Source organism: Streptosporangium sp. NPDC050284 (genome assembly GCF_044459525.1).
Taxonomy (GTDB): Bacteria; Actinomycetota; Actinomycetes; order Streptosporangiales; family Streptosporangiaceae; genus Streptosporangium.
The window spans coordinates 122,394-137,041 of sequence record NZ_JBITIZ010000014.1 but is presented as its reverse complement, the minus strand read 5'-3'; the positions used below and the strand labels follow the sequence as shown (position 1 = coordinate 137,041).

General features: G+C 68.7%; 11 protein-coding genes. 4 read left to right on the top strand and 7 right to left on the bottom strand.

The features are described 5' to 3' along the window. Positions 1–63: 63 nt before the first annotated feature. Complete coding sequence (npdG, locus tag ACIBH4_RS29305) at positions 64–741, bottom strand: NADPH-dependent F420 reductase (protein ID WP_362501996.1); 678 nt, start codon at positions 739–741, stop codon at positions 64–66. A gap of 159 nt (positions 742–900) precedes the next feature. After that, the gene (locus ACIBH4_RS29300; RefSeq protein WP_362765192.1) at positions 901–2,085 is read right to left on the bottom strand and encodes a transposase; all 1,185 of its coding nucleotides are present in this window, start codon (positions 2,083–2,085) and stop codon (positions 901–903) included. A gap of 167 nt (positions 2,086–2,252) precedes the next feature. Between ACIBH4_RS29300 and ACIBH4_RS29295 the strand changes: the two genes are divergently transcribed. Next, the gene (locus ACIBH4_RS29295) at positions 2,253–2,831 is read left to right on the top strand and encodes a hypothetical protein (protein ID WP_362501992.1); all 579 of its coding nucleotides are present in this window, start codon (positions 2,253–2,255) and stop codon (positions 2,829–2,831) included. A 62-nt stretch (positions 2,832–2,893) separates the two neighbouring features. Here ACIBH4_RS29295 and ACIBH4_RS29290 read toward each other — a convergent pair whose 3' ends face one another. Further along, entirely contained in the window at positions 2,894–3,076 is a 183-nt protein-coding gene (locus tag ACIBH4_RS29290) for a hypothetical protein (RefSeq protein WP_362765195.1), read from the bottom strand. A 44-nt stretch (positions 3,077–3,120) separates the two neighbouring features. Here ACIBH4_RS29290 and map point away from each other — a divergent pair, with 44 nt between their 5' ends. Then, positions 3,121–3,969 carry a type I methionyl aminopeptidase gene (gene map, locus ACIBH4_RS29285; protein WP_362501988.1) on the top strand — a complete coding sequence of 283 codons (849 nt, stop codon included), beginning with the start codon at positions 3,121–3,123 and terminating at the stop codon, positions 3,967–3,969. Between the two features lie 125 nt (positions 3,970–4,094). Here the strand turns inward: map and ACIBH4_RS29280 are convergent, their stop codons facing one another. The 4 genes from ACIBH4_RS29280 to ACIBH4_RS29265 all read right to left on the bottom strand — a co-directional run bounded on the left by ACIBH4_RS29280 (position 4,095) and on the right by ACIBH4_RS29265 (position 8,702). Further along, entirely contained in the window at positions 4,095–4,508 is a 414-nt protein-coding gene (locus ACIBH4_RS29280; protein ID WP_362501986.1) for an ATP-binding protein, read from the bottom strand. A gap of 178 nt (positions 4,509–4,686) precedes the next feature. Beyond that, on the bottom strand, positions 4,687–6,729 hold the full coding sequence (locus tag ACIBH4_RS29275) for a cytochrome c oxidase assembly protein (RefSeq protein ID WP_362501984.1): 2,043 nt from the start codon (positions 6,727–6,729) through the stop codon (positions 4,687–4,689). Then, positions 6,726–7,322, bottom strand: a complete 597-nt coding sequence (locus ACIBH4_RS29270; RefSeq protein ID WP_362501982.1) for a copper resistance CopC family protein — start codon at positions 7,320–7,322, stop codon at positions 6,726–6,728. Before ACIBH4_RS29270 ends, ACIBH4_RS29275 begins: the two co-directional genes overlap by 4 nt. 87 nt (positions 7,323–7,409) lie before the next feature. After that, the gene (locus ACIBH4_RS29265; protein WP_362501980.1) at positions 7,410–8,702 is read right to left on the bottom strand and encodes a helix-turn-helix transcriptional regulator; all 1,293 of its coding nucleotides are present in this window, start codon (positions 8,700–8,702) and stop codon (positions 7,410–7,412) included. Between the two features lie 1,451 nt (positions 8,703–10,153). Here ACIBH4_RS29265 and ACIBH4_RS29260 point away from each other — a divergent pair. Both ACIBH4_RS29260 and ACIBH4_RS29255 read left to right on the top strand, forming a co-directional pair. Continuing rightward, positions 10,154–10,492, top strand: a complete 339-nt coding sequence (locus ACIBH4_RS29260) for a helix-turn-helix transcriptional regulator (protein ID WP_362765198.1) — start codon at positions 10,154–10,156, stop codon at positions 10,490–10,492. Between the two features lie 1,110 nt (positions 10,493–11,602). Further along, complete coding sequence (locus ACIBH4_RS29255; protein ID WP_362765201.1) at positions 11,603–14,515, top strand: BTAD domain-containing putative transcriptional regulator; 2,913 nt, start codon at positions 11,603–11,605, stop codon at positions 14,513–14,515. Positions 14,516–14,648 lie beyond the last annotated feature (133 nt).

Genomic DNA, 14,648 nt, shown 5'->3' with positions numbered 1-14,648 from the left:
GCCGGACGAAGCCATGAATCCCGTACCGCCCCCAGCCCCGCGATCATGGGCGGGGCCGCTCCGTCAGACGTCGGTGATGCGCAGACCCGCGTGAGCCTTGTAGCGGCGGTTGATCGAGATGAGGTTCGCGGTCAGCGCCTCGACCTGGTGGGCGTTGCGCAGACGGCCCGCGTACACGCCGCGCACTCCGGGAATCCGGCCCGCCAGCGCCTGGACGGTCTCGGTGGCCTCGCGGTCGTCACCCACCACGAGCACGTCCAGGGTGATCTCCTCGACCTCGGGATCCAGCAGCAGGACCGCCGAGACGTGGTGGAAGGCGGCGACCACACGGCTGTCGGGCAGGACCGCCGCGGCCTGCTGGGCGGCGCTGCCCTCCTCGACCGGGAGCATGTACGCCCCCTGCTTGTCGAAGCCGAGCGGGTTGACGCAGTCGATGACGATCTTCCCTGCCAGCTCGGAGCGGAGGGACTCCAGCGTGGAGCGGTGCCCGTCCCAGGGAGTGGCCACGATCACCACGTCGGCCTCCGCCGCCACGGCCGGGTTGTCCGCGCCACGCACCGAGCCACGCACCGATCCGCCGATGCTCTCCGCCGCCGCCTGAGCCCGTTCCGCGCTCCGCGAGCCGATCAGCACGGTGTGCCCGGCGAGGGCGAACCGTCGGGCCAGGCCCTTGCCCTGGTCACCGGTCCCGCCCAGGATCCCGATCGAGATCCCGCTCACGTCCGGAATATCAGTGCTCACTCAGCGCTCCTCATCGTCTCCCGGCCACTCAGGACCGGACTCCAGCGACCATATCGCCTGCCCCGATCCTCTCAGGGGCGCGTTTCCAGGATCGGTGCGGGGTCTGTGAGGCACGATGGTGCGGTGACTCCTCCGCTCCCTGAAGGGAGCGGCTTCTCGTTAAGCCGCTTGCGCGACATCGCGAAGGGCAAGCCCTGCCCTGAGGATGTTGGTCGCCGCGTTCACGTCGGCGTGCGCGACGTGTGCGCACCGCTGACAGTGAAACTCGGCCTGGGTGGGGCGGTTCTCCTTCGCGCAGTGCCCGCATCGGGCACAGGTGCGGGAGGTGTTGGCGGGGTTCACCGCGATCAGCTCTCGACCGGCGCTTTCAGCCTTGTGCGACAGGATCGTCAGGAACACCCCCCAGCCCGCGTCCAGAATGCTGCGATTGAGACCGGACTTGGCCGCCACGTTGACGCCGGGCGCCGCCAGCGTGCCGGAGGCCGAGCGGGTCAGGTTCGCGATCCGCAGGTCCTCGTGCACGATCACGTCGTAGCCGCCGACCAGCGCGAGGGCCGCCTTGTGCGCGCCGTCCAAGCGCTGACGGCGGACCTTGGCATGCAGGGCCGCGACCCGCGCCACCGCTTTGCGGCGCCGCGTGGAGCCGCGTTTTTTACGGGCGAGGTCGCGCTGGGCGGCGGCGAGGCGGTCGGCGCAGGCGGCCAGGTGGCGCGGGTTGGCCAGGTGCTCACCCTCGCTGGTGGTGACCAGCGACGCCACCCCCAGATCGATCCCGACAGCAATGCCGGTGGCGGGCAGCGGCTCGGCGGGCACATCGTCACACGACAAGATCACGTACCAGCGCGAGCCCTCCCGCTTGACGCCGATCGTCTTGACGGTGCCACGCACCGGCCGGTGCCGGTGGACGCGGACGTGGCCGACGCCCTGCAGGCGCAGATATGTCGCGGTGGGGTGTTCGGGCTGGGAGTCCCACCGGCAACCGTCGCCGTCTTTCGGCCATTCGACGGTGTTGAGGCGTCCGTTGCCCTTGAAGCGGGGAAAGCCCGGCGTGCGGCCTGCTTTGACGCGGGCGAAGAACGCCGCAAATGCCTTGTCCAGGCGGCGCAGGGTGGCCTGCTGAGAGGAGAACGACCACCGGCCCTGACCGCCCGCGTCGTCGGCGCGGATGTGCTTCAGGTCGGCGGATTGGTCACCGTAGCGGACGCTCACCTTCGCCCTGGCGTAGGCGGTGCGGCGGTGCTCCAGCGCGGCGTTGTACAAGGCACGGTGATCATCCAGGCAGGCGGTCAACGCGGCGCCCTGGCGGGCGGTGGGGCGCAACAGGAACTTCAACGATCTACGCACCACACCACCCCCCTCGCTCGAACCTTTGTTCCCACCGTATCGAATGCCGGAAAGAGGCGACGCGGAATGCGTGAACCCGTCAGGCCACTCCACGCTCGGGTCTTAGCGGTCCTCCCGCTCCCGATTCCCCCGTCGCCTGAAGACGACGGTCCCCTCGGGAGGAACTGATGGACGCCGGGTCGGTGACACTGCTGCGCGAAATCCTCGCCTCGACCGGCTGGGTCGAGCGGACCCGCGAGCTGGGCCTCGCCCTTCGCGCGACGCGCTCCCCCGGCGGGCTGCTGGTGGTCGGCACACCCCAGGAGGAACCCTGGCACCTGACCGCGCACCTGAGTGACGAGGCGAGGTTCTCCGGGCTGCCCCAGCTCGCTCCGACGCTGGTCCGCTGGGCGCCCGCCCCCGAAGCGCCCGCGCACCTGCGGGTCGGGCTGGAGCGGATCGAGCAGGCGGGGCGGGGCGAGACGCTGTTCGTGGTGACCGAGGAACGCGCCCCCGAGGCGCTGCTGGAACGGGTGAGCGACGCCCGCAGGACCGGCACGACGATCCTCGCCCTGGACGGCGGTGACCCGGATCTGGCGGGTCTGGCCCACGACGCGCTGACGGTTCCCGAGCGGGCGCCGTTCTCCTTCGACGGAGCCCAGCACCTGGTGAGCATGGCGGCGGGCGAGGTCGGGCGCCGTCCCGGCCTGCGCGACCGCCTGGCGAGGCTGCTGGAGCGGATCAGCGGTCCTCAGGTCGCCGACTAGTCCGCGGCTCGGCGCACCGCGACGGCCACGGGACGACCACGGCCCGCACCGGCCGACGGGCCTCAGTCGTCCCCGTCCCAGGCGCGGTCGTTCTCCTTCCACTCCTCGTTCCTGTCGGCAGCGGTCTTCAGCGCGGCGCCGGCGGCCTCGCGTGTCGGGTACGGCCCCATCCTGTCCTTGTTCGGGCATCCCTCGTCGGGTTCGACGGCCATGTGCCTCAAGCAGAACCACCATTGATCACTCATGCGGCAATACTGCCCAGTGAGAAGCACAACTAGACTGGGGGACCATGACGACACTGCTCCAGCCCGGGCGGATCTCCCCTATCCGCAAGGTGCCCTCTCACATCCAGCGGCCGGAGTACGTCGGGAAGAAAACCCCGAAGACCGGCGAGTCCGACGTCAAGACCCCCGAGATCATCGAGCGGATGCGGGTCGCGGGCAAGCTGGCGGCCCAGGCGCTCGAAGAGGTCGGCAGGCACGTGGCGCCCGGCGTCACCACCGACGAGCTCGACCGGATCGGCCACGAGTTCCTCTGCGACCACGGCGCCTATCCCAGCACCCTCGGCTACCGGGGATATCCCAAATCGCTGTGCACCTCGATCAACGAGGTGATCTGCCACGGCATCCCCGACGACACCGTGCTGCGCGACGGCGACATCGTCAACATCGACATCACCGCCTTCATCGGCGGCGTGCACGGCGACACCGACGCCACCTTCGGAGTCGGCGACGTGGACGAGGAGTCACGCCTGCTCGTCGAGCGCACCCGCGAGGCCACCAACCGGGCCATCAAGGCCATCGCCCCCGGCCGTCAGCTCAACGTGGCCGGTCGCGTGATCGAGGCCTACGCCAAGCGGTTCGGCTACGGCGTGGTCCGCGACTTCACCGGGCACGGCATCGGCACCACGTTCCACTCGGGCCTGATCGTCCCCCACTACGACGACCCGTCACTCGCGGTCACGCTGGAGCCGGGCATGACGTTCACGATCGAGCCCATGCTCACGCTCGGCACCATCGACTACGAGATCTGGCCCGACGGCTGGACCGCCGTCACCAAGGACCGCATGCGGACCGCCCAGTTCGAGCACACCATCCTGGTGACCGAGACCGGCCATGAGATCCTGACACTCCCCTGAGTCTCGGCCCGCTCCATGGCCGCGTCTCCGGCTTGAGGGTCCCTGAAGTCCGAGGGGCCTCAGGTCTGGAGCGACGCCCCTGGGGCCGGCGCCTCCGTCGGGGATCCGTCCGCTCGGTGTCCCGGTCAGTCCTGGCGGGGCACCACTCCGGTGACGGTGGTCCCCTCGCCGGGAACGCCGTTGACACCGAGCGTGCCGCCGAACTGCTCGAAACGGGTGCGCATCGCGGTGATGCCCCGGCCTGCGGCCTCTCCGAAGAAGCCAACACCGTTGTCACTCACCGTCATGCGCAGGCCGCCGCGCCCGAAGGTGACGGCGACGGAGACGACACGGGCCCGGCTGTGTCGCTCGGCATTGGCCAGCGCCTCCTCAAGCACGGCCAGCGCGGCTCTCGCGACCCCAAGCGGAACGCCCTGGGCGGGCAGTGCCCAGATCTCGACGGCGATCCCGGTGCGCTCGGCCCACTCGGTGAGTTGCTCTTCGAGCGCTTGGGCGAGGCTTCGGCTTCGGCCCTCGCGTACGCGCACTTCCTCGGACACTGCTCAACCTTCCTGATGCACATTGCAGCCCCCGGGCCCCCGACCGGATACGTGGATGGGCGTGGCGCGCGATGACGAAGCGCCGCACCCGCTGCGGTGAGCACGAGCCCCCTGAAAACACAGGCTACCGGGAGGTGTCCTTAAGGGGGCTCGAAGATAGAAGGCCGTAGCTGTCCGGCTACTCCGCGCCGTCTCGCCTGTTGAGTTTGGCCAGGTAGTCATTGTACGCGTCGAGCTGGGCATCGCCACTGCCACCGTCTCGGGCCGCGACGGCGTCGGCACGGCGGTCGGCGCGACGGGCCCCGCGATCGTCGTGGCGCCACCACTGGTAGGCGAGCGCGATGAGCACGATGAGGGTCGGGATCTCACCGAACGCCCAGGCGATGGCGCCGCCGGTCTGCTGGTCCTCGATCGAGGACGCGCCCCAGGTCCGGCCGAGCTGGTCGTACCAGTCGGAGGCGAGCACGGTGCTCATGCTCATCAGCGCGATGCCGAAGAACGCGTGGAACGGCATGGTCACGAAAAGCAGGATGAGCCGGGCCACGTGCGGCAGCCGGTAGGGGGCCGGATCGACACCGATGATCACCCAGAAGAACAGGGTCCCGCTGAGCAGGAAGTGCACCGTCATCACGATGTGACCGAGGTGCTCCTCCATCGCGGCGGCGAACAGCGGTGTGAAGTACAGCGCGTAGGTGGAGACGATGAAGATCGCGGTGGCGATCGCCGGATGGGCGATGAAGCGGACGAACCTGCTGTGCAGAATCGTCGTCAGCCACTCCCTCGGCCCCCGGTCGCCCCTGCGGGCGGCGGGCTTGAGCGCGCGCAGGGCGAGGGTGACGGGCGCACCGAGCACGAGGAAGATCGGCACCAGCATCGAGAGCGTCATGTGCTCGGCCATGTGCGCGCTGAACAGCACCTTGGCGTAGCGGGCGACACCGCTCTGGGTGGCGATCAGCAGAATCAGCACACCGGTGAACCAGGCGGCCGTACGCCCCTTGGACCAGGCGTCACCGCGCCGGGTGAGCCGTACGACACCGGCGAGGTAGAGACCGGCGAGCAGAGCGACGATCGTGCCGGAGAACAGGTCGAACCACCACAGCGAGGCCAGGTTGGCGAGCGAGATCTCCGGCGGCATGGTGTAGCCGAGCACCTCGAAGGCCCTGTCGACGGGCAGGATCGCCGGGGGCGGCGCGGTGCGGGACAGCGCGACGGCGAGGCCGACGGCCGCGAACATGACGACGATCTCGCCTCCGGCGAAGCGGAGGAACGTGCCGGATCCGCCCGCCGCGAGCAACGGAAGGGTCCGGGTGCGGTGCCACCAGCCGACGGCGCCGAGCAGCGCGAACGCGGCCGTCTTGGCGAGCAGCAGCAGGCCGTAGGCGGAGGTGAACAGCTCGGAGATCGCGCTGAGCCTGGCCACGACGCTGAACAGGCCGGACAGTCCCACCCCGACGAAGCACCACAGCGCGAGGGACGAGAAGCGGGCGGCGGCGATCTCCAGATGCGGCTGACGGCGCAGCGCGTGCGCGCAGAGCACGCCGAGGCCGCCCACCCAGAGGGCGAGGACGACCAGGTGGACGGCGACGCCGGTGGTGGCCAGATCGTGGTTGGGCGAGGAGGCGGAGTGGCCGGTCAGGGCGGGCGGGAGCATGGTGGCCAGGGCGAGGACCAGCAGGCCGCCGGCCGCGCCGGCGGTGATCGCCCCACGGGCGAAGAGCGCGATCGCGACCGAGAACAGCACGACCAGGGTGAGCGCGATGCCCTGGGAGACCTGGCTGGCGAAGCTGGTGAGCTCGTCACCGCCGAGCACGTCGACCACCGGCAGCCCGAGCGCCTCCGAGAGGCTGAACACCATCGTGGCCGCGGCGGCTCCGGCCCAGACGAGGGCGATCCAGGAGGCGGCCTTGACATAGCCGAGGGCGGGTTTGCCCAGCAGGCCCTTGTCGTTGGGAAGCAGGAACGCGGCGGCCAGGAGCGTGCCGACGGTGAGCACGCCCGCCGCGTCCATCGCCAGCTTCGCCAGCGGCAGGCCCCAGCGGGTGAAGGAACCCTGGTCGGGCAGGCCGGGAATGATGCGCGGGCTCGCGGCACCTCCCGCGATCATGGCGATCACCAGGGCGGCGACGGCCGCCGCCGCGCCCGCCAGGGCGAGCTTCACGACCCGGCCGTTCGCCGGTGCCTCGACCTGTGCCGCCTGCGCGGCCCGCGCGGTTTTGCTCATGTCTTCTTCCTGCCGCGCATGCTGAGGAACAGGCCGATGCCGATGCCGGCCAGGCCTCCGACGACGATCCACATCCAGCCGGGGACGCCTCCCGAGGAGCCGGACTCCTCCGACCGCCCTGCGGCGGCCGGGCTGAGCGTGGCGACCGGTGTGCTCTCGGCGACCGTGCTCTCCGCGGGTTCAGGGCTGGCCGAGGACGGCGACGGCGACAGGGACGGCGACGGCTCTGCGGAGCCGAGCAGGGTGAAGGGGATCTCCCCCTCGATCGGGTGGCCGTCGGAGGACACGACGCGGTAGGCGATGACGTACGCGCCGGGAGGTAGATCTCCCTTGACCTTCTGGGTCACCACGGGGCCGTCGGCGACGGGCTTGCCGTCCTGGTACGTCGCGTCGCCGGAGCGCACGACGACGTTCGGGAAGCGCACCGAGGCACTGAACGTCAGCTTCACCTCCTCCAGGCTCTCGACCTTCGCACCCTTGGCCGGATTACTGCTCTTGAGCCGGTCATGGGCGAGGGCGGGCGAGGCGAAGGCCGTGCCGAGAACGAGGGCGGCGAGAAGCGCGAGGGCGACCGCGACAGGGGAATTCTTCATGGCAACCACAAGGCTACCGACGAGACCGTGCGGTCTCGACCCCCCTGTCCGATCCGCGACCGCGCGGGTCGCCCTCACCGTCTCGATCTACAGGCCGACGCAGGCCATCGCCCGCTTGTAGGCGTCGACGCTCCGGTCGGGCTCGTCGATCCGCTCCAGGACGCGGGCCGCGGTCAGCCAGGCATGGGCGGTGAAGCGGGTCTCCGGCGCCTGCTCCAGGAACTCGGCCCCGGCGGACAGCTCCCGCGACGCCTCGGCCTGCATGCCCAGCGCCGCCAGGGTCTCGCCGTGCAGCAGGCGCGCCTCCGCCTGCAGGGCCTTGGGCATGCCGTCGAGCAGGTCACAGACGAAGCGCATGTGCTTCTCGGCCCGGTCGGGGCGGGCGAGCAGCAACTCCACCCGGACGAGGTTCATCGCGCAGCGCATCTTGGTGATCGAGCTGGCGGAGCTCTCCGCGAGCTCCTTCTCCACCTTGAGTAACACGTCACGCCAGCTCTCGGCCTCCATGGGCCGGGCGATCAGCATGACCTGGGCGTAGTCGTTGCGCAGCCGCGACAGCCTCCACGGATCGCCGTACTCGGACTGGATGGCCAGGGCGCGCTCGGCGTGCGTGACCGCCTCGTCGGTGTGACCGGTCTCGACGGCGGCGATCGCAGCGCCCCAGTGCGCCAGGGTGAGCGACATCGGGGTGCCGAGGATCTCGGCGGCGGCGACCAGCTCGGCGGCGAACTGGCGGGCCCGCAGCAGGTCACCCCGCTCCACGTACGCGGCGAAGAGCTGGCTGCCCAGCCTCATGAGACCGTCGGTCCAGACGGGCCTGACCGCACCGGTGAGGATCCGCTCGGGAACCTCCATCGCGCGGGTGAGGTCTCCGATCTCGCGATAGCAGCGCGAAAGGGCGACGGCGATCGCGATGTGACGCTCGGGGCTCATGACCGTCGTGTCGCTCTCGTGCAGCCCCCCGAAGAGGACGATCGCCTGCTCCAGGTCGCCGCAGGCCTCGGTCGCGAGGGCGAGGCCGTATTCGACGTCCTGCCGTAGCTGGGGCAGGCCGGCCAGGCCACTGTCGGCGAGAAGCTCGGCGTAGCGACTACGGGCTTCGACGACCTCGCCGTTGTCCAGGGCCATCTGCGCGTAGCTCAGCGCGAGCTCGATCTCCTGCATCTGCTCGGCGGTGACGCCGTTGATCAGATAGGTCAGGGAGCAGTCGAGTTTTTCCGCGAGAAGCTCCAGTACAGCAGGGGTCGGAGTACGCTTGCCACTCTCGATGAGAGAGACGTAACTGTCCGACAGCTCTGGATGAGCGAGCTGCGCCTGAGAAAGACCCCGTTGCCGACGGGCGGTTTTGATGCGCTGCCCCACCAAGTCTTGACCGGTCACGTTACCCCTTGAAAGATATTGTCTGAGCAGCAGAACCTACGACAGGAGTCTCCCCGTGCGCCGACGTCTTGCCTTGTCTGCCCTCGCCATGCTGTTTACGGCTACTTTTGCCGTCACTGGCAATGTTACGACCGCGAGTGCTGATTCGTCTGCCCCCCCGAAGGACACCGGCAAGTATTCTTTGCAGACGGTCAACGCCCAGGCCTACCTGGGCTGGGACTACCCGGGCTGAGCGACGACTCAACCCGGCCGAAGGAGACGAGAAGCGAAACGAGCTCCGCCCTCCGTGGAGAGCTTTCAGCCAGCGAGCCGCTCCACCCGGCGGAACCGGCGCGCTCGTGCCGATGTGAGCGCGCAGGTTTCCCTTATGCGCGCTTCAGCAAGACGGAAATCATTGAACACCGGGGCGTCCGCGCCCCCGGATGGTTGGCGCCACCGATCGCGGCCGAGTCGGGATCCGAACCCCTTCCGTGAAGATCGTTGTTCTTCGCGGAGGATCCCGGCCGGAAGAGCACACGTGTGTGATCTGCTTTGCCCACGTGCCGCTTCGTCGCAGGTCACGGCTCGTGACCGTATGACCCGGGTCGAGGGTGCCGACGACGGCCACTCGACCTCTCGTAGGCGTCATCCGTTCCGCTCGCTCTTCGTCGCCGACCGGTCCGCAGGCCGGTCGGCTCACGAACCCCTGTCGCCGGGCGCCCCCTCGGCACCTTCACGTTTGGAATCAGTCGTCACCCTGAAAATATATTGAAACAATCCACCATCAAGTCAATGTCCTAAAGCGGTCAGCCGAAGCCCGGGAAGACGGACGGCCATTTCGCGGCGGATGCAAAGAAAGCCCCGAGCCGTTTCGGCTCACGGAAAACCAGGAATACGCACGACCCGTAGGAAAGTAAACGAGCATGATCCGCCCACGGGAAAGCCTCGGGGAAAGCAGCGAGCGCGGGCGGCTCGCCCCCACCTCGACCTCTCTTGAGTCCGGCCTCTCGCCCCGGCGCACACGGCACGTGCCCGCGAGCGTCTCTAGGTGATCTCTAGAATCACCTGCGACAGTGAAACGGCGAGAATCCCAGGAGAATCCGGCGAAGTCCGGTGGCGGGAGTTCGCCTCTTCGGGCCCGGCCCGAGAAGGCCTTGCCGAGCACCCCTGCCACCGCCGGCCCGGACGACAAACGCGAGGGGCACATGACCCACTCCTTACCGGTCCCGCCCTCCGGGGGAGAGCGATCCCGGGTCCGACAGGACGCCGAAACCCTATGCTCATCCGCGAAACGGTCAATAGATGCGTTTCTTCCTGAACCAGGAAAAAACACTACGTTTCTCCAGATTTTCGATTCACCTAGCATCCCGCCGGGAGTGCGGACAAGGATCGTGGTCGATTCGCCATACGAAACAGCCGGTTTCCCCGCGTCCGTGGAGCTGAGGGTCGACCCGCTGATCTCTGAGAGATTCATGGTGATCGACGACGATATCGCCTTGACGGGCCACGCGTCCCAGATGGCCGTGGTGCGCGCCCCCGTGCTGCTCTCGTTGCTGGGAGACCTGTTCGAGCATGTCTGGTCACGCGCCGAACAGCGTCCGCGGGGGTGGAAGGCGCCGTTCTCACTCACGGAGCAGGAGAAGACCGTCTTGCGAATGGCCGCGGAGGGCATGACGGACGAGGTGATCGGCCGCCGGCTCGGGCTGACCTCCCGCACCGTGCGCCGCCATATGGCCAACGTGATGGGGCGGATCGGGGCGCACAGCAGACTCCAGGCGGGGATCCGCATCGCCAAAGCGGGAATCGTCTAGGTTCTGCTTCCTGGTCTTCCGGTAACGGGCATGTGTCCGGAAGGCGCCCGTCATGGCTTCCGGAGCGCGGCCTCTCATCGTCGGTGAAGACGAGCGCGGCGGTCAGGTTCGCGTCGAATCCGGTCCGGCATGTCTCGCCGACTACCGCGGGGGTCCTGGAGAATCCCTCCGGCCTCGGTGATCACGCGTTCTCAGGACTCTCCCAGAGTGGCCTGAACGGTTTCGGCCGGCGTTCTGGCCACGACCACGTCGACTCGGCGGGCCTGTGGTGGCGATCGGGTTCCGTCCGGGAAACAGCCATGGCAGCACGCCGCGTATCGACGGCCGGGATCCCGTTCCTTTCCGCCAGGCGCCGGGGTCAAGCCCCTGGACATCCGCTCGCGCACGTCGTGCGCGGCTCCCACAGAGATACCCGCCTCTTTCGCGATCTTCCTCACCGACGCGCCGGGGTGGGTGGTGATCATCTGAACGGCCGGACCCGCCCGGCCGTGACGTCGAGCGGACGAGCTCGCCCACCCCGCCTGATACGTATGTTCAACCGGGGAAAGTCCTCGCCCGAAAGCCTGTACACGTCGGCCACGATCTTCGCGGGACGCCTGTGGTGCCCAGCCGGGCACAACCCAGCGGGATGACCTTTGAAAATTTCGCACAACGCCGAAGCGGGTTGACCACTTCTGGCTCTTCAACTTCTTCCGTTCGAATTATCCGTATTTCATCACCTGTTCCCCGGTGGTCGGGCCAACCTCCCGGCAGGCCCGTTCGGGAAATTTCGACAAACCTGAGAGTGTGGCGAAAAGCATCCGGTCCCCAGTCTTTTCGGAATGCCCGGCATCGCTCTCGCGGACACTCCCGGGGACATGCAGAGACCATCGCCCGACTTAATTCATGACTGGTCCCCAAACGTCCCATCTCGAATACAAAATGTGATCGGACGTGCGCGGGAAGTGATCGAAGTCATGCCGTCCGCGTTCTTACGGCATCCGAGCGGAGGATGACGCGACCTCCGCTTCGACGCGAACCCATCGGCCGGACTTGGCTTCCGCGAATTCGCTACGCCATGCTTGACCGCATGTGGGGATCTGAATGGGCAGGACCGACGAAATCGTGAGGATGGATGACGGCCTCCGGCCGGGGGATTTCTACATCGGCATGCTGGGCTCGGTGGTCGTCCGTAGACTCTCCGACGAACTTGAGTTGGGAGAGCCCCGGCAGCAGGCGATTCTCTGCGTTTTGGCCGCCAATACCGGACGGGCGGTTACGAAAGACGAGTTGATCGACGGCGTGTGGGGGGCGGATCCGCCGAAGACCGCGGAGCAGAGCGTTTACACATACGTGTCCAAACTGCGGCGAACACTGGAGCCGGACCGCGATTCACGAAGACCTTCGAGGCTGCTCGCCTCCACCTCGGGCGGATACGCTCTGCGGCTCGAACCCGGGCAGGTGGACGCCGAAGTGTTCAAAGAACACCTCGATCAGGCCCAGAGATCATACGCCGAAGGCTCCCCCGAGACGGCCCTGCGGTTCCTGAGGGACGCGCTGAAACTGTGGCGGGGGCCGTGTCTGAGCGGAATCCCCGGCCCGTTCGCCGAGTTCGAGCGGCACAGACTGGGAGAACTGCACCTGGTCGCGCTGGAACTGCACGCGGAGCTGCTGCTCCTGCTCGGACACCCGCAGGACGCCGCCACCCGGCTTGTCACCCTGACCGCGGAGCACCCGTTGCGAGAGCGGCTCCGAGAGCTGCACATGACCGCGCTCTACCACTGCGGCCGGCAGGCGGAGGCGTTGAAGATCTACCGGGAGACCCGGCGCCTGCTCTCGGAGGAGCTGGGCATCGAGCCGCACGAGAGTCTCCGCAGGTGCCACGAGCTGATCCTGCGCGCCGCCCCTCTGTCCGACCTGCCCTTGCCGGTGGCCTCCCTCACCCCGAAGCCGACGCACACCCGGCCCTCCGGGAACCGTGCGACGGCGGAGAGGACGACGGTCCGGCAGTTGCCACGTGATCCCATGGATTTCGTCGGGCGTGCGGAGGAGCTCGTGCGGTTGAGAGCACTGCTCTCCCCCTGGGACGGCTCCCCGCCGCACCATGTCGTCGCGATCACCGGAGCGCCGGGATCCGGTAAGTCGACCCTGGCCATCCGGGCCGCGCACCTGGTCCGCGACCGCTTTCCCGACGGGCAGCTGTACGTGAACCTGCGCGGGGCCACCCCGGGCATGAAACGACTCGAACCGATCGAGGTGATCACCAGGTTCCTGCGTGACCTCGGCATGCCCCCGCACACCGTCCCCGCCGACGTCGAGGAGGCCGCGGCACGCTGGCGCGGCGAACTCGACGGCCGCCAGATGCTCATCGTGCTCGACGATGCCGCCGGCCTGGCCCAGATCCGCCCGCTGCTGTCGGTCTCGAGGGGCAACGCGATCCTGACGACCAGTCGGGAAAGCTTCACCCTGCTCGACGACTGCGCCCGCGTGCCGATCTCCGGGATGCGACGGACCGAGTCCTCGGCGATGCTCGCGAAACTGATCGGAGCCGAACGGGTCGCCCAGGAGGTCCAGGCCACAAGACACCTGATCGATCTGTGCGCGGACCTGCCGCTGGCCGTCGGCATCGCCGGAGCCCGGCTGGCGAACCGGCCACGCTGGAAGGTGGCCGACCTGGTGGACCGGCTGAACGACGAGCACAGCCGGCTAAGGGAACTGGCGGCGGGCGATATCGCGGTACGGACCAGCCTGGCCGTCAGCTACGACACGCTCGCCGGCAGCGACCAGATCCTCGACCGGACGGCCGCCCGCGCGCTGCGCGCCCTCGGCGTGCTGCAGACGGCCGACGTGACGGCGCACATCGTCGGCGCCCTGCTGGATGTCTCGGTGGAGATGGCGGAGCACGCCATGGAACGGCTCGTCGACGCGCACCTCGCGGAGATGGACGAGCCGGGAAGATACCGGCTGCACGACCTGGTGCGGCTGTTCGCCAAGGAGCAGGCCGCGAGCGAGGAGCCGGAAGCCGACCGCGACGCCATGCTGGACCGGGCGTTGAGCTCGTACGTCGGAACCACCCGCCTGGCCATAAAGGTGGGCCGCTACCCGCGCCCGGCGCAGACGGACGTCGACCTCAGCGCCGCACCCCTCCCACTGACCTCGTGCGAGGAGGCCCGCGACTGGCTGCACCAGGAGCAGGCCAACCTTCTGTCCGCCGCCTCCCAGGCGATGTCCGCCTCCCGGGAGCGAACCGCCCGGCTCGGGGTGGCCCTGGTCTTCGCACTGTTCTGGCACCTCCACCACACCGGTCTGCACGGCCAGCTCCTCGCGATCAGCTCGCAGCCTCTCGCGATCGGCCGGCGGCTGGACGATCACAGCATCGAGTCGTACGCGCACGGCTTCGCGGGTCTCGCGCTGAACATGGCCAACCGCCCGGCGGAGGCCGTGCACCACCTCCGGCATCAGCTGATCCTGTATCGCCGGCTCTCCGACGCGCACGGGGAGCAGAGAGCACTGGGCAATCTCGCCATGAACTACCTCGAACTGGAGCGCTACGAGGAGACCATCGACTGTGCCCGGAAACAACGGGAGATCGCGAACGCGATCGAGCACAGGTCGGGCGAGCACTACGCGCTCACCATGCTCGGAGCGGGATACCACGGCCTGCGCCGGTTCGAGCAGGCGCTGGAGGTGCTGGGCGAAGCCCTGACCATGTGCCGCAAGGACGGCAACCGGTACCAGGAGGCGTCCGTGCACAACAGGATCGGCGAGACCCATCTCAGCAGGGGGGACGCCGTGTCGGCCAAGGCCTCCTTCGAGGCCGCTCTCGGCTGCGCGCGCGCCGAGCGGCTGAGCGTCGCCGAACCGTACCTGCTGCTCGGTCTGGCCCGCTCCCACCGGCTCCTCGGCGACACGGAACAGGCCTCGGCCTACCTCGCGCGCTCCCTCGCGACGGCCAGGGAGAGGGGGAACGCGGAGGTGGAGGAGCAGGCATTGACGGAGGAGGCTGTCCTGGCCCGGGAAGAGCCGATCACGCCCCTGGGCTAGGCGTCTGTCCCGGCCAGGGCGGTGACACGGCAACGGGTGCGCCCGTGGGTGGTTCCGGGAGCTTCGTGGGCCGCTCGACGGCAGGAGCCGTGGCCGGTCGGCGCCCGGGTGCCGGGCGCAACCGCAAGAGTCG

Bases quoted from the DNA above. Each gene is read 5' to 3' on its own strand.
- ACIBH4_RS29295 (WP_362501992.1), top strand. From the start codon at position 2,253: ATGGACGCCGGGTCGGTGACACTGCTGCGCGAAATCCTCGCCTCGACC.
- ACIBH4_RS29290 (WP_362765195.1), bottom strand. From the start codon at position 3,076: ATGAGTGATCAATGGTGGTTCTGCTTGAGGCACATGGCCGTCGAACCC.
- map (WP_362501988.1), top strand. From the start codon at position 3,121: ATGACGACACTGCTCCAGCCCGGGCGGATCTCCCCTATCCGCAAGGTG.
- ACIBH4_RS29275 (WP_362501984.1), bottom strand. From the start codon at position 6,729: ATGAGCAAAACCGCGCGGGCCGCGCAGGCGGCACAGGTCGAGGCACCG.
- ACIBH4_RS29270 (WP_362501982.1), bottom strand. From the start codon at position 7,322: ATGAAGAATTCCCCTGTCGCGGTCGCCCTCGCGCTTCTCGCCGCCCTC.
- ACIBH4_RS29260 (WP_362765198.1), top strand. From the start codon at position 10,154: ATGGTGATCGACGACGATATCGCCTTGACGGGCCACGCGTCCCAGATG.
- ACIBH4_RS29255 (WP_362765201.1), top strand. From the start codon at position 11,603: ATGGATGACGGCCTCCGGCCGGGGGATTTCTACATCGGCATGCTGGGC.